This window comes from Tautonia rosea (assembly GCF_012958305.1).
GTDB lineage: Bacteria > Planctomycetota > Planctomycetia > Isosphaerales > Isosphaeraceae > Tautonia > Tautonia rosea.
In genome coordinates, this window is sequence record NZ_JABBYO010000012.1 from 22157 (window position 1) to 41407 (window position 19251).

General features: G+C 58.7%; 12 protein-coding genes and 1 pseudogene. 1 reads left to right on the forward strand and 12 read right to left on the reverse strand.

The window, feature by feature from the left end; all coding sequences use genetic code 11:
• Window positions 1–17: 17 nt before the first annotated feature.
• The 6 genes and pseudogenes from HG800_RS19610 to HG800_RS19635 form a co-directional block, all read right to left on the reverse strand.
• Entirely contained in the window at window positions 18–3986 is a 3969-nt protein-coding gene (locus tag HG800_RS19610) for a hypothetical protein (protein ID WP_169978639.1), read from the reverse strand.
• 303 nt (window positions 3987–4289) lie between these two features.
• Window positions 4290–4973, reverse strand: coding sequence for a hypothetical protein (locus HG800_RS19615; protein ID WP_169978641.1), 684 nt, complete (start codon window positions 4971–4973; stop codon window positions 4290–4292).
• A 518-nt stretch (window positions 4974–5491) separates the two neighbouring features.
• Window positions 5492–5848 carry a hypothetical protein gene (locus HG800_RS19620; protein ID WP_169978643.1) on the reverse strand — a complete coding sequence of 119 codons (357 nt, stop codon included), beginning with the start codon at window positions 5846–5848 and terminating at the stop codon, window positions 5492–5494.
• A gap of 69 nt (window positions 5849–5917) precedes the next feature.
• Window positions 5918–6856, reverse strand: a complete 939-nt coding sequence (locus tag HG800_RS28465; protein WP_169978645.1) for a DUF4123 domain-containing protein — start codon at window positions 6854–6856, stop codon at window positions 5918–5920.
• A 108-nt stretch (window positions 6857–6964) separates the two neighbouring features.
• Window positions 6965–7258, reverse strand: a pseudogene (locus tag HG800_RS19630) (PAAR domain-containing protein); the annotation flags it as partial.
• 66 nt (window positions 7259–7324) lie between these two features.
• Window positions 7325–9688, reverse strand: coding sequence for a type VI secretion system Vgr family protein (locus HG800_RS19635; protein WP_169978649.1), 2364 nt, complete (start codon window positions 9686–9688; stop codon window positions 7325–7327).
• A 790-nt stretch (window positions 9689–10478) separates the two neighbouring features.
• On the opposite strand from HG800_RS19635, the gene HG800_RS28470 reads away from it, so the two are divergent.
• The gene (locus tag HG800_RS28470) at window positions 10479–11654 is read left to right on the forward strand and encodes an FHA domain-containing protein (RefSeq protein ID WP_390622640.1); all 1176 of its coding nucleotides are present in this window, start codon (window positions 10479–10481) and stop codon (window positions 11652–11654) included.
• On the opposite strand, the gene HG800_RS19645 is transcribed toward HG800_RS28470, so the two are convergent.
• The 6 genes from HG800_RS19645 to tssE form a co-directional block, all read right to left on the reverse strand.
• Window positions 11641–13119 carry a type VI secretion protein IcmF/TssM N-terminal domain-containing protein gene (locus HG800_RS19645; protein ID WP_169978653.1) on the reverse strand — a complete coding sequence of 493 codons (1479 nt, stop codon included), beginning with the start codon at window positions 13117–13119 and terminating at the stop codon, window positions 11641–11643. The two genes, HG800_RS28470 and HG800_RS19645, sit on opposite strands and share 14 nt — an antisense overlap.
• Window positions 13120–13164: 45 nt before the next feature.
• Entirely contained in the window at window positions 13165–13818 is a 654-nt protein-coding gene (locus HG800_RS19650; RefSeq protein WP_169978655.1) for a DotU family type IV/VI secretion system protein, read from the reverse strand.
• Window positions 13819–13857: 39 nt separating this feature from the next.
• Window positions 13858–15270 (reverse strand): type VI secretion system baseplate subunit TssK, encoded by a 1413-nt coding sequence (gene tssK, locus HG800_RS19655; RefSeq protein ID WP_169978657.1) that lies wholly within the window; start codon window positions 15268–15270, stop codon window positions 13858–13860.
• Window positions 15271–15424: 154 nt separating this feature from the next.
• Window positions 15425–16537, reverse strand: coding sequence for a type VI secretion system baseplate subunit TssG (gene tssG / locus HG800_RS19660; RefSeq protein WP_169978659.1), 1113 nt, complete (start codon window positions 16535–16537; stop codon window positions 15425–15427).
• Entirely contained in the window at window positions 16501–18330 is a 1830-nt protein-coding gene (tssF, locus tag HG800_RS19665) for a type VI secretion system baseplate subunit TssF (RefSeq protein ID WP_169978662.1), read from the reverse strand. Before tssF ends, tssG begins: the two co-directional genes overlap by 37 nt.
• A gap of 261 nt (window positions 18331–18591) precedes the next feature.
• Window positions 18592–19242, reverse strand: a complete 651-nt coding sequence (tssE, locus tag HG800_RS19670; RefSeq protein ID WP_169978664.1) for a type VI secretion system baseplate subunit TssE — start codon at window positions 19240–19242, stop codon at window positions 18592–18594.
• Window positions 19243–19251 lie beyond the last annotated feature (9 nt).

A 19251-nucleotide genomic window follows, 5' to 3' on the forward strand; every position in this document is an offset into this window, starting at 1 on the left:
ACCTGGCTGACTCTTGCTCAGGGATTCTCCTGGGGCGGAGGGTTGCTGATCATGTCGGACGTAATCGTCACGTTTCCGACCCTGAGGCGCCAGGGATACTGGTCGTCGTCTTCGAGGGTATGATCAAAGTACATGAACTTACCAGGAGTTAACCATTTGTCGGGATTCGCAGGCGGCTTTGTCACGGTTTGCTTCAATGTGCAGCTGATCTCATCGTGAATGATCGGCTCACGTACCGGGTCGCCCTCACGTCGCGAAAGCGTGACCACGAAGGCGCCAAAGGGCGTATCGGTGGCTCGAACGCGAGTGACCTTGGGATCAATTCCGGCCTGGACCGTCAGGTAAGACTTCCAGGACATCTGATGAAACCGGACCGTTTTCTCTCGAATCGGTTGGGCGTCGGGGGCCGACCCCTCCTCGAAGACCTGAATTCTCAGGAATCGGTCTTCGTCCCGAGGTCGGACGTCAAGCGCTTTCATGGTGCTTCGGACTTCCCAAGGGATTCCGGGCTGCAACTCGACACCTTTGGTTTCTCCCAGCAGAATCGGCTCGTCTTGCTTGCCATCGGCGGGAAGCAATGTTCGAACGATTCGTACTCGAAGTGGTCGCTGTCGTGTGTTGCTGATCGTCAGAAGATAGGGCAGATCCGTGTCCTGGTGCATGAATCCGGTGCCGTTGTTTAGTGCGAACACGTCGTAACGTTCCGGAGTGACGGGAATGTTGAAGGGCTCCAGCTTTCGTTTCAGAGGTTCGAGATTCTGGGCAATGGTAATCTCGACCGGCTGGCCAAAGTCTCGGGCGACGATCGACATGACCAGAGGTTGATTCCCTTCACCTTGAATGACCTTTCCACGATAGAAGCCACGGGCCTGAACCTGCACGTCGGGAGAGCCAGAGACGTCCAAATCCTCCTGCGTCGCGACGAATGAGACGGTAGGGGGAGCGGATTGGGCAACGGATCCGACCGGGACGAGGCCCCCGGGAATCCGATCGAGTCGACTGCCTTCGGTGGCCTGTTCTGCTCGGACCTTCAGCCAGGCCCCCGACCCTCCGGAGGGCATCAGGGCGGCCACGAACGCGAGGCCCTCGGGAACCGCTGCGTTGCGGTTGACGGCAGCGATCTGAAACGCGGCTTGATGGCCTTCGGGACCGATCATCAGGCGATCAGTGCTCGGTTGCCATTGCAAGGCGAGTACTCCGGACCTCGGGCTAACCTCAGGGCCTCCCTGGATCTCCTCCACACCAATGTTCGTCCGGGCCTCGTTCGCGGTCCGACGGAGCAACTCACTTCCCTCACGATCGTTGTCTTCCACGAGCCTCTGTGCGTGCAGCAGGGCGGCCATCCGCTGGCCGAAGGCGTCGAGGCGACGGGTGGGCTGGTCGTCTCTGGCGTCTTGTCCCATCAGCTCGATTTCGGCGGCGCAACGGAGGCGGTACCTGGACTCATCATTCCAGAGAACCAGAAATAGTTCGTCGTGGACGGTAGGAAGCCGACGGGATTGGCTTCCGGTGAACGACCGTCGGACATCGCCGACGGTGTCCGAAAAGGAGGCGAAGCGATCAAGCAGGTCGTCAGGGTTGGCAGTCTCCTCCGTGCGGACAAGTCGAGCGCGGAGATCGTCGGCGGCACGGTCCAATCGGAGAAGGCTTTCGGAAGCTCCGTCCGGCGCGGTTGCCTCGGAAAGCAAGCGGAGCCGACTGTCGAGCTTGGCCAGGGCGGCGGCCTCGGCCATCAAGGCCCGATCGAATTGCGAATCGGGATCAGCCTGGTTTCGGGGTTCGCGAGAGGGAGGAGCTTGCCCAGAGAGTCGCCATTCCTTGGTTTCGTACGTCAACAGAGTTTCGCGAGTCTGCCAGGAGAGCAAGGGCGTATCGAGCAGCAGGTGGAGGGCCTGCCACTGGCCTCGAGAGAGTCTTGAGGCCCGATCATTCATCTGGTCCAGAAGCGTGACGAAGGTCCGGTTGGCTTGATCAATGGAACGGTCAAGCTCTTCGGCGGCCAAGGAATTTACTCGCGGGTCGATCGCAACGGTCGCGAGCCGCGTGGCCAGCGAGTCGGCCGCATCGAGCGCCCGGACGACGGCCTCGGGCAGCGAGGCCTCATCATCAGGAGCGATCCAGGAGGCATCTCGGACCTTCCATTGCGCCAAAGCGGGAAGCTGGGCGAAGATTCGTTCGAGCAAGGCACGCCCCTGGGCAAACCGATCCATCGTGAATCTGGCGGATTCGTAATGGTTTAGGGATTCGTTCAATCGGTCTTCAATGGATTTAGGGATCACCTCGTCAAGTCCGAACAGCTGATCCTGGACCTCTCGACGAGCACGATCGCCTTGCTCGATCGAATTGGTGATACTGCGTAGACCGCGTGGATCGCGAGCCAGGGACGATTCGGCGACACGTCGAGCGAGGGCGGTCCGGAGCAGAAGATCGCCTCGCGTTGCGTTCCGGAAGTAGTCAGGACGATTGAAGGCATCGCGCTCCGTGAATCGATAGGCCCAAGCCGGAAGTTGAAGTTCCAGGAAGGGAATCTCGTGGATTCCCCGGGTCGCCGCGACAAGCTCGGGAGGCGGTGTCGGCTGGCGCTCTTCAGTCACTGTCGAATCGGGCTCGCTGGTCTCTGTTGCTTTGGCAGCGGGTGAGGGAGAAGATACGACCTCGCGGCGAGCAAGCTGTTCGACACTCCGTCCCGTCAGGTATTCGAGAGCCTCACGAAGCATGCCTGGGGCGTCTCGGTCGGACTCAAGGGTACGGATCGGGAATCGTTGCTGTTCGGTTCGTCGACGGGAGACGGTGTTGGTCATGTTCCCCCGCACGCTACTTGCTTGCATCAGACGTTGCGAAGCCGTTTGCCTGATCTGTGGATCACGAAAGGCCTCTCGGATGAGTCGATCGGCAAGCAAAAGATCACGTTCATAGAGTTGCCATTGCGCTGGTGCGAAACGGTAGGCAGGAGGATCGTCACGCAGCAGTGCATCATGTGCCTTCCACTCGTCGATGAGAGCCTGAAGCAGTGCATTGAGCGGGTCGAGAGTCGGGGAACGAGGCGAGCGATCCTCGGGGGATTCGTCACTCGGTCCCGCCGATTGGCTCGAGTCAGTGAGGGCTTTGGGTGAGTCTTCTGCAGGGTCCGGATTGGTGAGCAAGGTATCAGTCGAAGTCTGCCCTGGAGGGCGAATCGGGGAGAAAGTGAGTCGATCGGGAGACGTACCGAGCGTCACCAGCTCCGGAGTTTGTACGACGTTTCGGTTTTCCCGAGCCCAGGTTGCGACGTGATGGCGGAGGTATTGGGTGAGGCCATCGAGTGAGAACTGTCCGCCCCGGCTCCGCTCGGTCCAGGCAATGGCCTCTCCTTCAAGTCCTCGTTGCAGATAATAGGAGAAGACCGATCGGCCAAGATCGTCGATCATCCAGCTCGTCTGTCCCGGACCACAGGAAAAGATGACACCGATTCCTGGCGATTCGTCCGGAACATCGATGGTCTGGAGCGCCTCGGATAGTCCTCGGGTGGGAGCGTTGCCAAAGAGTCCTCGCTCGCGACTACTTCGAAGTTGGGAGAGATCGAAGGCAAGAAGGACGGGTCTCCGGGCTTTCTGAGCCACCTGAGTCACGAGCGAGACGAATCGATCCTGGTCGAGTCCGCTGGTTTGGGGACCTGAGGCGATCGTCGGAACTGAGACGGACACGACGATCGGGTCGCCTCGGCCGGAGACAGCGTCGCTCAGGGCACTCTCAAGCTGATTGAGTGGCAACGTGCGACCGTCGCTGTCGAGCGCAGCGTCGATCAAGGCTTGTTGATCAGCCCCCTGGTACGGCACTTCCAATTCCGGAACGACAAAGGCCCGGATGGCCGTCGCGCGGGGTGCCTGCCAGATAAACCAAAGCAAGAGCCAGGCGATCAGGATCAAGGAAACCGAGGCGGAGGTTCCCTCAAGAATCAGGCGAGCCCGGAGCGGCTTGGCCAGCGGGGGTTGCGTCACGGTGGCCATGGGGTATCCCTCGAGACTTCGGGGGGAACTCGGCTCGACGCGAGGGACAAACGCCTCCTTCCCTCCTCGATGACCGACGAAACACGACGCATCACCTTGCATCCAATAAATCAATTCGAACAGCCAAACACAATGGTCCTTTTCGACCGAACTCTTTCCGAGCGCTTTCGATTCGAAAGGGGGCAAGGGTGTCGATGAAGGCCAATCGTTCTGAATGATTGAGCCCAAACCACAAGGATGAGCCCCGAAGTCTTTCCCCAGCTTGCAGTGGGAGCGTCCACAACGAATCGAGCGCGGGCACGTTCAGGAAATCGGGATGCTGCTCCAGATGAGGTGGAGTTCAAAAACGAAGAAAGGGCTGTCGTCTTTGATCCGCTCGTTGGCGTCGACACAGTATCGAATGGCAGCATCTCCCGATTCGAACAGCCCGAACGTGTTCAGGTGATTGCTCCAGCGTCTTCGAAGGGGGGAACGCTCGGATTCGGACATGCCACAGTTCGAGATCGCGCTGAGAAAGCCGCTGTTGGCCACGTCGTAACCAATTCGTTTCCAGGCCGGATCAGGTTCAGAGGGGAGGATGGGAGATCCGAGAATCGCACGACACCATTCGTCCTCAAGGGTAAGTGTTTTCTCTGGGTCATGTTCCGGGAACACCAGGCCGATACTCACGCCGACATCCCCGTCTGAGGACGCCCTGTGAGGGGCAAGCATTCGGGTGAGATCATCCCAGAGGTCAAAGAGTTGGTAGTGAGTGTTCGCCGTTGCCGGATCGAGGAGGATCATCTCCGCGCCTTCCAGACCTGGAGGCGGTTCCGCGCTTCCAAGCCGAAACCGAGAGGGCCAGACCGCGCGATCGACCGAGTACGGATAGTCGACTTCGGGGCGGAGGAGAAACTGCTCTCGGCGCTCGCTCGTCCACAGGCCTTGGAGCCTAGGTGAAGGAGCGAAGCGAATGTCGTAACCGATTAGCCGGCCGAGTGAACCCACGGTTGACCTCTTCTGGGAATCCCAAGTTGGGCGATGACGCACCAGTGACCGAGACGATCACATCGGGACGGCTCCTGGAGGTTGTTGAAACACCTCTCCCGGATTGAGACAGGTTGGAGGCTTGAAGTTGCGTTTCCAGAAGCATTGACAATTGTTCGGATTTTGCATCCTCATGAACCAGTGCACATGGTCCCCTGAGCAAGGAAAATGAGGTTTGGAGGGAGGGACGCGATGAATTTCGAATGCGACGGTACCCACGGGAGGGACGCAGGGCGGACAGGGTTTCTTTGGACAATCGGTCGTGTCTGAGACAACATCAGTCGGGGCGTTTTCCGTCGCCTTCTGGATGGCCTGATAGGCAAGTATCCCGCCCGCGACAATCAGGACCGCAACATCCCATGCAATGGTCGGTGGGCTGATCGGAGGGGCCAGCGGCAAAGCGGTCGCGAAGATCATGGAAGGTCGTGGCCTCTGTCGAAGAACCCGAAGGGTGCCGGCGGAGTCAGGATGACTGTGGCTCAGGGGAACCGTTGCGATTGCTCAAGAGACGCGCAGCGATCTGTGAGCAGTTGCATCTTTTCGTCGGGGGTCAATCCGGAAGATTGAAAATACGCTTTAATTTGGGGATGTTCGTCAAAATCCGGGCCGTTGACTAGGGCGAATCCGACATATTGCGAGATTCCACGCTCGGTCTGGATGCCGAGACTCATGGCCTTGCGATCAGCCTGCTCAACGCGGCGAAGCAGTTCCTGATCGTCCCAGGGTGCAGTGATCTCGGGCAGATGGTGACGATAACGCTCGGCGATCCGTTGGTGAAGTTTGACCCGTCGGGCCGAGCTGATCTGATCAAGTTGGGATCGCCTCAGCCTAAACATGATTGGATTCCGATGTGTCGCTGGCGAGGTCCAGGTCCCTTGCCGTAATGGTCACTGATGCGCCAGGACTCAGGGGCTCTCGCACGATTCCGAAGCACCTGGGGAACAGGTCACCGAGGTGACCTCGCGGTGAAGTCCGTTCCGGTCGACTCCGAAGCGTCGAAGTTCGTCTGGTCGATCGCCTTCGACAACGATCCATTGGATGGGGCCGAAGAATTGAAGAAGCTCGTCAGGAGTGCATGTAGGCAAAAAAATATTCAGGACTCTTGGGTCATAGAAACGAAACAGAACCTGTTCACTTCCTTCGCGTTCGATGGTGAGAAATCGTCTCAGGTGCTTGCGCAGGTCGTCGAACGGAGAGGTTGTCGAGAGCGCGATTCCCCAGCTTTTCCCCCATCCTTCGGTCAAGAGGGTATTTAGGAATCTCGATTCGGTGGGAAGCGAAATCAAAGAGGGGGCTGACTCCACGAGCTGATCGGCGAGAGGGCCCTCGTACAACGATTGATTCCGTTCGGGACAGGAGTTCAGCAGAGCGGGAATCAAGGGATCTCGGGCTGCATCGAGAATTGCGAAGAGTGGGTGCGGTTGCGATTGGAGGATTTCCAGGGGACTCCTTGGAAGGAGTGACTTCTGAGAGGGAGAGTGAGGTCCGGTGATCGGCTGCTCAGGAGTGACTGGAGCGGACCGAGGGGCTGGCCGAGGCTCCACGAGAAGTCGGACGGTGAATCGACTCACCCCGGCCTCGACGATGTCACCGTCACGAAGGATTGCGCTGGTCACGCGATCGCCGTTGACGAAGGTGCCGAAGCGGCTCGATGCGTCATGGAGCTCGATCGTGGAATCACGGAGGAAGAGGGAGAAATGAAAGCGAGAGAGCGAGCGGTCGGTCAGAATGAAGTCAGCACTGTCCGCGCGACCGATTCGGACCGTGGTTCCCGGTTCGATTCGAAAAGACCGGGGGGAATCGGGTCCTGCGAGGACCTCAAGGATGGCAGCGACATGGGCCACGAGTTCACCTGGTCATCAACCGCGATCCGGTGGTCATTTCGAGCAGACCTCGCAGAACGGGGCGCCGGTCTTGGCGGCCGAGACAAGGGCCGCACCCTGGCCGGTCATGCCGATCAGAACTGTGGGCATGCCGACGCTAATGATGCCGCCATGAACAGTCGAATCGCCAAGACGCGCAGCCATCATGTTGCCGATCAGGACGGTTGGCGATCCCATCGCGATCGCGTCAGGTGGACCGACGCAGGTCGCCATATCGCCAACTCGGGCTGCAGGTTGTCCACCAATCAGGACGGTCGGGCAGCCTGGGGGCAAAATCGGGCCCCCCACGTGAGGTACAGGTGGAGTTCCGGGAGTGACCATCGGGCAGGTGTGCAGGTCTCCAACACGGGCGGCAGGGGGCATGGCGAGTTCCTCGGCTTAATCAACGGGGATGTTTGTGAGAGTTCACAATCGTTGAAGGAGTGGTCATCAGGACGAGGACTTCTGGCCAGTCTTCGCATTGTCGGCTTTCTCAGGGGTGGTCGGCTGTGCTTCCCCAGCGTCGGAAGGTGCCTCAGGAGACATCGGTGAATTGGGATTGCTTCCGCTTCCTGCCCCGGCCGCGCCTCCCGAGTTGATCAGGACCATCGTTCCCTGGATCGCCACACCGGCTGGCCCGATATCGACGAACCCGCCGGGCCCTTTGAGCGTCAGTTGTGCTCCCGCTTCGATGACGACCCGCATGCCTGCCTTGAGGTGGATTTCCATGCCGGAGTCGACCGCGTGGTTCATTCCGGTTTTCTCAAAGAAGTTTCCGCCGATGTTGAGTGATTGATCGCCACCGATCTGCTCGCTGCGATTGGAGCCAACCTGAGTCGATCGCTCGCCACCGACCTGTTCGAGGAGATCTCCCTTGACGGAGAGGGATTGGTTGCCATCGACTCGTTCTCGGCGAGTCCCTTCGATGTGTTCGTGACTGTCGCGCCGGATCAACTCTTTGCGGTCGGCCTCAATGACGATGTCGACATTGCCCCCGTCCTCGGGCCCTTTGCCGACGAGGAACTGGAAGTTTCCGCCGATCTGTTGGACCTGATGACGACGAACGTAGCGGTGTTCGTCCTGATAGATTTCCTCGTAATGGCTACCACCGGAGTCGCCGTCTTTCTCCCAGCCGATGATTCGGTGGGTGTTGCCATAGATTCGGTACTTGGCGTCGTTTTTCACCCGAACGTCGAGGTTGCGTTCCGCGTGGAGGAAGACCTGTTGTTTGTCCTTGTTGTCGTCGAACCGCAACTCATTGAAGCCGGATCCGCCGGTCGAGGTGTTCGACTTGAACCCGCTTATCTTATTATCGTCTTTGTGAGCGTCGTCGGGGCCGTCACCGAGATAAGGGGGCATCTGATCGGCGTTGTAGACGGTGCCAACGATGATTGGTTGATCAGGATCACCTTCAAGGTAATCGACGATGACTTCCTGGCCGACCCGGGGCCAGAACGAGGTCCCCCAGCGTTTGCCGGCGATCGGCTGGGAGACACGGACCCAACAAGAGCTATTCTCGTCGTGTTTCCCGTCACGATCCCAGTGGAACTGGACCTTCACGCGACCATATTTATCGGTATACAGCTCCTCACCTTTTGGTCCGACGACCACGGCGGTTTGGGTTCCCTGAACCACGGGCTTCGGAGTGCGCCGCGCAGGACGATAGGGGAGTGCGGCGGGGATGCACGTAAAGGTGTTTCTGTAAAGAAATTCGTCGAGATTGCCGGTGCGGTAATTGCTGTTGAGCGTTGCTGAATGGTGAACTGAGGTGAGGATGTAGGAGCCGTCAGCGTCGAAGTGGCGGGTTAGGCTGAAGCGATGGCCGGCGGTTAACTGACGGAGCTTGCCGGCCCCGGCGATTTCCAGGGCTCCTGCGGCTTCCTCCTGTATGCGGATTTCAGCGGTCCGGCGATTGTCCTCAAAGATTTTTTGAATGTCCGAGGGGCGTTCTTCCCCGCCTGGGCTGATCCCATCGAAACGCTGGGCGTATTCTCCTGGCCAATCGTACAGTTCGAGTTTCTCTGCCTTGCCGAGCTTCAACGTATGCGACTTGGTGCCGACCTGAACCGAGTCCATGATTTGAGTTTCGGCTTCCAGATGCTTGTGCGGTAACTCGAAGCAGTGATCCCAGAGTGTGACCTTCATGGATCTCAGTTCCTGGGCCTTGGCCCATTCATGGATCCGTTCCTCGTCAACGTTATCATCGAGTTGGGCGGCAAAGGTGGTCTGCGATCCGAACGGAACGTCAGGATGACTCTCGGATGAGTCACCGAGGATCATGGTGTGTTCGCCGTCGGAATGGGTGAAGAAGTAGAATATCCCTTCTTCTTCCATCAAGCGGCTGGCAAAGTTGAAATCGGTTTCTCGATATTGCACGCAATAGTCGCGTGGCTCGTACTTTCCCTTGAGCTTCAAGGAGATCGAAAGTCCCTCGAACAGTTCCTGAAGGATTTGCGGAACCGTTTTGCTCTGAAAGATCCGGCTCTGCGCCTTCCGAGTTAGAAACCAGGCTTCAGGAACCACGTCGGCCTGGTAGGTCGTGAAGTGCGGGTCGCGACCACCCTGGGCCATCCGACAACAGATCCCGTTGAAGTGACGTGTCTTGCCTCCGGGAGACTTCACGTGGGCGGTCAGCTTCCTTCCAAGCATTTTCTCAAAGGGAATGTCAGTCTGATTGGTGGCGATCAGTTCAAGGCGGAACCGGAACAGTTGCGAGAGCGCTTCGGTTCCGCTCAGCCCGACCAGCAAGAGCGTATCCGGCCCCAGAGGGGTGCTGACCGTCAACGGACGATTCGCCTGCTGGTAGGATTCCATCGACTCCTCCGACGAAGCATACTTTAAGCCCACACTCGATCATCCAGGTCGCCTGAGAGCCGGCCGGAATGAACCGTTGCCACTCTTGTCAGTCAGCAATCGAGGTCGGTGGAACGGGATCATTAAATTTCCTTGTCGCCAGTCAATCCTGGTGTCCAGATTATGTCCAACGTTTCGAATTTCGATCGTCGATGTGGATCACCGAGACGTTCTTTCTCGGGAGAATCCGCAACGCGAACTCGTGAGAGTTCATTCGAGCATCAATCGGAGTAACAGCGTGCCGGTTTATCCATTCGGTCGAGTATAGTGGGATATGCCTGCCCGGTACAATTACGTCCTGAATTCCTGGGCCATGCGTCGCTCCCTTGTCCGAGGCCGGTGTCGATTCCTAGGATAGTATCAGCCTGAGTTGTCGGCTCAGCGATCTTCTCAACCAATTTCTGAAACACGTTTTCACCTATTCTCAAATCAAGATAGATTGATTTGATTTGTCAATGATGGCTTGGGAGCGAATCGAAATCGGACGGGCCGACGGTCCCGAGGTGAACTCAACGATTGATAGGGGCGACCGATGCCGAACGACGACGACCTGTCGGGTGACAAGAAAACCATCGGCCTGCCACGCAAGGATGTCAAGCGCATGATTGCCGAGGCCCAGGCGGCCAAACTCGCCGAGCAACGGGCCGCCTCTCCAGCGTCAGACAGTGCCTCCCCTCCGTCTGCGGGGCATGCGACACCTCAGAACGTCGCCCGATCCAGGGAACTTCCCGCTGACTCGGGTGAGGAAACGATGTTGCCTCCTCGACGGGACGACGTGCCAGCCCCGAGAACTCCTTCTGTACGGTCGATCCGGCCTGAGCCGAACGATCTTCCCGACCATTTCTGGGAAACGCGGCCCGCTGCAGCCGAGCCGTTGCCCTTGGCTGACCGAGTGAAACGGGAGAATCCTTGGGAGACGTCGATTCCTTCCCAGGCGCCTCCAACGGATTCCGCTCTACTGGCTCGGGAGATCGTACCAGGCCAGGAGTTCGACACCGCTGTAGGTCCAAAGCGTCCACAACCGATCGCCTCGCCCGATCCGCGAGTTCAGGCACCAGCGTCGCCGGGATCAACGGGAATCTCGGCGATCCCCTCCTCGAAGTCGCCCGTCGAGGAGGTTCGCAAACCGTCTCGACCTCTAGTTTCTCCAACTTCCCGGGCGCCGAGTTCAGCAAACGCAACCTATGTACCCGGGATCACTCCCGGTTCTTCGGAGGAGCGGGATTCGTCGCTATTGAGGCTGGAAATTCTTGCAGGAGATGGGGAAAGCATTTTCGAGCGGCTTGCAACGATTTCCTCGGGTGAGTTCACGCTAGGGCGGTCGGCTGTGGAACAGTTCGTGGGTCGGGGTTCCGCGACCCGACACCTCGCCGATCGCCATTTGCGTTTTGTCGTTGATGAGGACGATCACCTTGTCGTCGAGGATCTCGGAACGGTGAATGGTGTGTATCTGAAGATTCCCGAACATAGCTCAGTTCCCCTCACCGAAGGGTCACGATTCAGGGTTGGCCGGCATGTGATTGTCTTTCGCGAGGCTTCGTCGGTATCGACACCTTCTCCACTGGTTAGTCCCTCAGGAGAGGTGTTTTATTGCCGGGAATTTTCCCCTCGAGCTTTCCTCGAGTTCATCGGACCGGATGGCCAACCGGCTGCCTCGGTGCCAATCACAAAGACGGATCTGACGGTCATTGGTCGCGAAGGCGAGGGGTGCGACATCGCATTGACCGGCGATCACTGGGTCAGTCGTCGCCACGCTTGCCTGAGAGAACGCGAAGGCCATTTCGTGCTGGAAGATCTCGGAAGCAAGAACGGGACCTTCCTGAAGATGGGAGAGCGGACACGAATTCGGGTCGGCGATCGGGCTTTCCCCGACTCCGCTGACATCGTTCTGATCGGCGAACTTCACTTTCGGGTTACGCGACGCTAGGGATTTCCGCTTTGCCCGCGGTGGCTTCCGTGGTCTGGACAGCGGGACGACGTAGCCGCCAGATACTCAGCACCACGATCCAGGTGAGCGCCAGTCCTATCAGCCCGGTCCAGCCGATCCATGATTGATCGGTTTCTTCCAATCGGGTGATGATGCCGAAATACCAGAACGGGACGGCCACAAATGTAGCCGCCAACGCCAGGCCCATCGCGATGAATCGGTATCGTGCGTCGAGCCGTTCGGCTTCCTTTGACCAGGTCGTGAGACCGTGGTCAACCAGGAGTCGCCCACCCCGGCCCGCAACCAGTCCCGTTGCAAATGCCCGCTGGTGGTCTTCGGCCCCGTTGGAAACGAAATAACATCCCCGGAACAGGACCGGCTCCGACTGCTCATGCGTGGAAAGGGATGCGTCGAGCAGATGGATTAACTGGTCGCGGTTGCGGCGTACGACGTTATTGAGGAGCATCAACCGACTATTGCTATTTTTATTGCGTATTTCTTGAACCATAAGCTCCAGGGACCATGAATTGAACCACTGGCGCATCCACTGAATGCCGATGGAGATGAATTCGGATCGGTAAAGTTGAGCGCCAGGAATCGAGAATCCACAGCGACTTTGCCTCAGATTGGCCGGGATTCGGGCAACAAAATCATCAAAGCCGGCGACCGTCTCCATGCCAGTGAAGACGGTGTAGGTCGGGCAGCGGAGCCGCAGGCCCGATCGAATCGCATTCAGATCGTTCCGAATGGCCGAGGCGACCTGGAGCTCGTTCCCGCTGCCTGCAACGCTGATCGGAAGTAAGGCGGCCACTCCTCGGAGCACTGGTTCCTCGGGATTCAGCTGACGAATCAAGCGGCAAAGGTGGGCAAGGCGATCGGGACCGTCTCCGTTGGCTCTGCCAAAGCTCGATGCTCCAGCACAACTGAGCAAGACGCCGTCGGCGACCGCATAGGCGTGGATGGGAGCGTCGGCCGAGGACGGTGCGCGTCCAAAGAGTTGCACATTGGCGGAATCGATGAGTGCCGTGGCCTGTCCCTCGTCGGGGCCGAGCAAGAGGTAAAGGCGTTGCCGGCCCAAATCGATACCAGCCTGACCCAGTCGGATCTGGATCTCCTGCCAGGCGGCATCGAGATCCGAGAAACGCCCCTCGCCCTGTTCGAATGTTAGGCCGCGAGCATGGCGGACGAGGGTCGCAACGAGATGGGTCATCGAGAGCAGGGCAATCAATCCGAGCCCAAAGAGCCAAACCCGAAGCGCCCATCCCGAAAAGATCGAAGGTAACTGCGGGTCGATCTCCGGGACCTTCCAGGGTCCAAACGCTCCGATCGCGAGAACGATGGTGGCAATTACCAACAGCCATCGCAACGGATGCTTCGACCACAACACGGCAGCCCCCGCACTAGCAATCGCGACGGCCCCGTACATGATCAGAGAGACTTTATTCCACAACAACGAAGAGAGCATGATCATGCCTCGGTTGCCCGGGTGCAGGACACTCGAACGGATTCGTCATCGAACATAGTCGAGATGCACCGACAGGATGTAGAAGGCAAGTGTCACCAGGGCCGAGATTGCCACGAGGGAGCTCACCGTTACAAGCAATCCGGCCCCGCGAAGCGATCCGATGCCTTGAGGCTTGGCAGCCTGGATCGCTTCGGGGAAGGCAGGTTTCGACGAGACGGAGCTGGCCTGGAGGACCAGTTGATACAGATGGCTGACCCAGTCGAGCAACTGTGTCTCATCAACCAGAGCCATCCGACCTCGGAAACCGAGGGCGACACAGAGCAAGTAAACCTCGACCGTGTCGGGACTGCCTCGCCGCTCGGCCTGAGCGGCCATGTCAAAGAACTTCTCGGCGCGGAGGTTGCTCCGGTAAAGGTCCCATTCGAGGATCTGTTCCTGAGCACCCCAATCGACCGACTGGCCCCATTCGGAGTCGGTCAAGACCTCGTCAGTCCAGGCAACGAGTCCGTACTTGACCATGGCGAAGTCTTCGGCGAGCAGAGGGTTGGTGGCGGCTCGGTTTTCGATTCGGTCGAGATACACGAGCAATTCGTTCTTCACCACGTCGATCGAGGGAGACTCTCCCCAGGCCAGACGGTCCTGGAGGGCGATGACGTGCTCGAAGTAGGGGTGGATGAGATCAGCGAACGCATCGGTCATTGCGGCGATGGACTCCGTCTGGACGATCTCGGCAATGCATCAGGCGTGGGGAATCACATAGACGGCAAATTGTAACTCCACGAGCGACCCGATCCGGGGCCTGGGAAGGGCCACCAGTTGCTTGGCTTCCGAGTCTCCCAGAAAGGAACCGCCTTCGAGGTTGAACCGGAGTCCGAGTGTTCGGGTCCGCAAGACGTCTCGCCAGTAGGGCTCTTTTTTCTGAACTTCGAAGTAGACGACATTGCGAGGCAAGGCCGGCGGAATTCGATTGAGAGGCTGAAGGCCGAGGCCTGATTGCCCCTGGCGGAAGATTTCGCCCACCTGCTCCCCTGCCCCGAGTTTCCAGTTGGTCCCTCTCATCAATTCGTCGCATTCGGCGTCGTTCAATTCGACGGTTTCGACGCCGATGTAAAGTTTGGTCGTTTCTCGGAGCCAGTCAGCGTCAAGATGGACCTGAAACCGTCTTCCTTCGAGCTGGAAGTAACGCTTGGTCCATTCTGGACCCCTGCCGCCACCGATGAGTCGGCGGATTTCGGCGATTACACGGGCGTAGATCGGTCCGATGTCATCATGGTCGTAGTTGGGTACGTCGATCGGACGTCTCGCGTCGTCAAAAATCGAGAGATGGCCGAGAAGTCGACAAAGTTCAATGTAGACATGAATGGGATGCAACCCCCGGGTGAACAGGACCGATTGCATGGCGGAGAAGGCACCGTTGACGGCACTCAACTTCAAGATTCGATCCGACTCGCCAATAACCTGGCTTTCAAAGGTGATTTTTCGTCCGACAAGATAGCTGGCCTCCTGATCGATCCAGGCTCGGAGCATCTGAAAGACGGACTGGACCTCGTCGTTGAGCGGTTCCCAGCCGTCGAGTCCGAGGATGGGAGGGGTGTACGATCGGACGATCCGAGGGGGTGCATCGGCTGAGGCCGATCGGGAGACCCGAGCAAGCGGAAGTGTTTCGTACCCGGTTGGATCGACGTGCGAAGCCAGCAGTCGCGCCTGGACCCTCCGGAATTCGATCCCCTCCTCGTCTCCGCCGGTATTTTCGTCCGGCTGATCGACAGCATCGATGACATATCGAGGACCATCGGCCGACGAGGACAGGGCGACATTTGCGCGGCCGGGTTGCCAGGTCGGGACCGCCAGAGAGATGGTCGCCTCGGGATGAGCGGAGAGGATCGGCCGGAGGTCGAGCGGATCGACGGTGGCTTCGCCCGGAACGTTCAAGGTTGTGCCGTCCCTGAACCTTGCCTGGCATGACCGGAGGATGAAGGTAAAGTTGGCGATTGCGTCTGGGTCAATTTCCAGCGATCGAAGACCCCAATTGTGCGGGTGCAGCCAGTCCTCCGACTCCCGGAGCCGATCGCGATGGAAGCGATCGGCGGCCTGGAAGTGGTGAGGTTTGAGGAACATCCCCTCATACCAGTGAACGGCTCGCTTCGACATGATCGTTCTTCTCATTCTCGGGGCGGGGTGGCACGACCCGCGATCCGGCCGTCTTGAGCGTGGACACACGTTGAATGCGGGGCAAGAAACCCTCTCTTGTCTTCGGAGACGGCGTTCTCAGGCTACTACGCTTGAAGGTCTTCCGCAACGATCCCTAGGGTTTGGGAGGTGGTCGGAGGACAGCGTCATCGGCGTCGGGTCGGTTGGAACGGCGGTTGAGCCAGCTCGTACGTCCCAGTTGCGAGGCATGGTTGCAATCGACGGAAAGTTTGCAAGGAGGCACCTCGGCCGATTTCAGGATCAAGCGAACATCGAAATCCAACTCCGGCCCGATATAGAGGCGGGTCAGGTCCATCAGCGCACGAGAGGCACTACCACTTGGCAAAAACTCGCGGAACGTCTGGAGACCCATTGGCCCAAGGATGACGCCGAACTTACTCTGGTCGTCCCAGATCCTTCGTCCCACGATGGCCTCGGTGCCGAGCCCGTTGTAGGCTCCCTGGCGACCGAGACGGCTCCGCTGGTCTGGATCGAGACGGAGCCACTGACCACTGAAACTCTGGATGCGAGCCGTTACTCCGAAGTGATCTTGGAGAAGTCGTTCGAGCATGATCGCTGGTCGATGCTGTTGCGCGAACACGCCGCTATAAAACAGCAGGGCCTCGTCCTTGACTGCGAGCCGATCCTGGAGCGATGGGGAGCCCAGGCCGATGAGGTCAAACAGGTGGCGAGCAAACCGGTCGGCTCTTGCGCCTCCAGCGGTCCGAGACGCTTCCCAGAGCAGCGGAACATGATACTTCTGACGGATCCGGTAGAAGAGTGAGACGATTCGGTGATGAAAAAGGTCAAAGAACATCGCGGCCGCAGCGCGTCGCCTACGATCGGGTCCGACAAGCGCTTCGGTGTAGACCGTCGGTAGGGCTCCCAGGGGGCCGACCAGGCCGAGAAACGCGGTGGTCAGCTTAGGAGGCGTCTCCATCGCCGACCGCTCCGAAGCGACACCGATTGACTCCGCAGGATTGGCTGGTGGGTATGGGGGGCGACCGTCGATCCCCGTGATCGCGCTGGGAGGAAACGAGAGCGAGAGATGAGCCAGGAACCGGACCGCCTCCCGGGCGGGCGGCCCGTCGTGTCCGATCGGGAGGCGGCCCGACGGTGCTCCAAGTTGCTCGAGCAATCGGACGGCTTGAAAGAAGTCAAACGGTGTGGGATCGGTGAATAGCCGATCGCTTAGAGCAGGGTCCGATCGCCGCTGCGCGGTGCCCATCGCTTCCAAACTCCCTCTTGCTGCTTGCGCCGTGCGATCAGTCGGGTGAATGAGTTGACCGTGACATATGATCCGAAAAACCGTTCCAGCACGCAGGCCATCAGAAACGCAGAGGCTCCGGAGTAAGCCGACTCATCGAAGGTCAATTCGACCTCGATCCCCAGGCTCACAGCCCTTCCCAGGCGGTTACCAGTCCTCCCAGCAATGCGACGGCTGGAGACTCCTATGATCCCACCGATATGCTTACGAGTTACGGCTGAATCCGCGAAGTCGTAAGCGGCCAGGAGTTCACGGAGGGCCTCGATCCCTGGCTCCGATTCGGTCAGTGAGAGGTGATTCAAGGCCAGCCCCGAGATGGCTCTCCACTGGGTGTTGCGCCCCAATGGAGGACGCAGAGTCTTGGTGGGGCGAGTCAACAACCGGACACGACCGACTGGGGCTTCGGCCTCCAGCGAGACAACATCCTGATCTCCTCCAAAGGGTAATCGGGCGGGGATGTCTCGGTTACAGCAGGTTAGGTAGGCGGTCACCTTCTCGGTGGAGGGAGTCGTCGGGGAGAACGACGGGTCAACGAAGGTCAGTTCGACGTCGGTGCCCGCATCTCCCGACCTGAGCGAAGGCTGTCGCCGGGAGAACCAGTATGCTTGGGGCCCTCGCTCGCGGTCGGCGTGCCGCAGGGCGTAGAACGGCCGGTAGCTGACCGAGTCGTTGAGATAGGAGCCAACACTTTCTACCCGGTCGACCGAGTAGATCTCGAAACTCAAGGGATGATTAACGTCGGGGACCAGGCGATACTCGCTCCTCAGGCGATCGAGCCGAACTGGCTCGGCAACCTTTTTGAACAGGTTGACCGCAGGGGAGCATCCCAGGCGAAAGTTCTCGGGCCGAATCGTGATATCCGTATGTGGTGGCTGATCAAGGAAGAACATCACCTCGACCGGCCCGACGAATCCGGTTCTACAGAGCCGGTCGAGTCCCGTGAGGTCGAAAAACTGAAATTTCAAGGGAAACGCGAAATACTCCTGGAGCAGCCGGTAGCCGGGGAAAGATCGCTCGGGATAGGGAACCATGCCATCAGAACATTCGAACCCAACGGGTTCGACGGCGTTGGGGCCGAGAGGGATCGTCTGCTCCTCTCCCGAAGTTGTTCGACCCCGAAGCCAGATCGCAACCAATCGATTGAAGAGCGCTTCGTAGAGCGTCGAAGGAACCGGCTCGCCACCATCGAGAAAGAACCGGAGACGATCAAATCCTTCAAGGCTTCTCCAGTCTCCGGCCGCCGCGCACCGAAGCTCAAGGCTAATCATTGCCACCGATCCCACCGGCTTTCCTGCGATGGTGACTCGGTCTGGCAAGACCGTGGCAGACTCAACCGCAACCGGCCAGAGCCAGGCCGGATAGACGGTCTGAAACTGGCATCGCACGCCATCGAGGGGGCGAGAGACAACGCGGGAACCGCGCTCGATTTCGTATCCAGCAACGATCTTGGACGGATCCGTTGTGGGAGAGAACTGGACTATCGTCATGGAGGGGATCGGTCGCTGGTAGTGAGGGTAAAGGACTTCCAGCAGGGCGTCGGTCAGCTCCGGGTAGGTGTCGTCGATCTTTTTGCGCAAGCGAGCCGCGAGGAACGCGAACGCTTCAAGAAGGCGTTCCACATGGGGGTCCGCACATCGGCCCGCCTCCAGCATCAGGAGTTCGGCGACTTGAGGATGAGCCTGTGCGAACTCAGCCCCCATCTCACGGATGAAGGCAAGTTCACGATTGTAATAATTGAGAAAGTCGTCGTTCATGGCAGCCCATGATCAATCCTTCGCCAAGGGAAGAACGAAAGTGGGGCGGTCTTCGTTCGAGAACAAGGCACGACGTCAAATTGTGGTCCAATGGCCCCAGAGGTCGAGCCGGCCAGGAATCGAACCGCCTGGATCGATTGAACCTGAACGAGGACAGATGGGAAAACGACTGGGCTATTAATTTAATGAAAACCTAGGTTATTCGCAAATTCGATAATAACGCTCGTCTTTCTCAAGAAGGAGATCGAGGCTGAATGCAAGTTATGTGTCCTCACCGTTGACAATGAATGCTTTGTTGCCGAGCTGAAGAACCGTGTCGAAAATAACGGGTTCGGGAGCAGGGTCGACGCGAAGAATGGCTTCAATGCGATAGTGTAAAGAGCCGAGCGTATTGTCTTGCTTTTGTGGCTCGAAGATCACTCGGACGTTGGAGAGTCTCGGCTCGAAATCGCGAATCACGGATTCGAGCAATTGGGTCAGGCGTTTGCGGGCGTCTGTGTCGCCCGGGCTTACTGACGTGATGTCAGGTAGTCCATAGGTCATTAACGATTGTGAGAGATGGCTCATGCCGGCTGGGGGATCGCCTGGAGTCCGACGTGAATTGAGAAGCCATTCTAAATCGCGGCGCACCTCATTTTTGATGCGTTCGATTTCGCTGGAAACAGTGACACCAACGTCGCTCCCACGGATCAGGTCCGGATTGGTCAAACGATCCCAGAGCGAGTGTTGAAATCGAGGATTGGAATCGCGACCAGCCATCAGAAGACCTTCAATCCGGTCCAGAGGTTCGAGGGGACGGGCCCAATCTCGGGAGAGTTCGCCAGCAATGGCAGTCAATGCCAAAGAGGATTGTGACGACCCATCATCATGAGGATCGGCTTCCCTGGGAAGACAAGGGAAGTCGATCCTCAATCGCCAAGG

Coding starts and splice junctions, on each gene's coding strand:
- HG800_RS19635 (WP_169978649.1), bottom strand. CDS start 9,688: ATGGAATCCTACCAGCAGGCGAATCGTCCGTTGACGGTCAGCACCCCT.
- tssK (WP_169978657.1), bottom strand. CDS start 15,270: ATGTCGAAGCGAGCCGTTCACTGGTATGAGGGGATGTTCCTCAAACCT.
- tssF (WP_169978662.1), bottom strand. CDS start 18,330: ATGAACGACGACTTTCTCAATTATTACAATCGTGAACTTGCCTTCATC.
- HG800_RS19610 (WP_169978639.1), bottom strand. CDS start 3,986: ATGGCCACCGTGACGCAACCCCCGCTGGCCAAGCCGCTCCGGGCTCGC.
- HG800_RS19645 (WP_169978653.1), bottom strand. CDS start 13,119: ATGCTCTCTTCGTTGTTGTGGAATAAAGTCTCTCTGATCATGTACGGG.
- tssG (WP_169978659.1), bottom strand. CDS start 16,537: ATGGGCACCGCGCAGCGGCGATCGGACCCTGCTCTAAGCGATCGGCTA.
- HG800_RS19620 (WP_169978643.1), bottom strand. CDS start 5,848: ATGTTTAGGCTGAGGCGATCCCAACTTGATCAGATCAGCTCGGCCCGA.
- HG800_RS19650 (WP_169978655.1), bottom strand. CDS start 13,818: ATGACCGATGCGTTCGCTGATCTCATCCACCCCTACTTCGAGCACGTC.
- HG800_RS28470 (WP_390622640.1), top strand. CDS start 10,479: ATGTTGCCTCCTCGACGGGACGACGTGCCAGCCCCGAGAACTCCTTCT.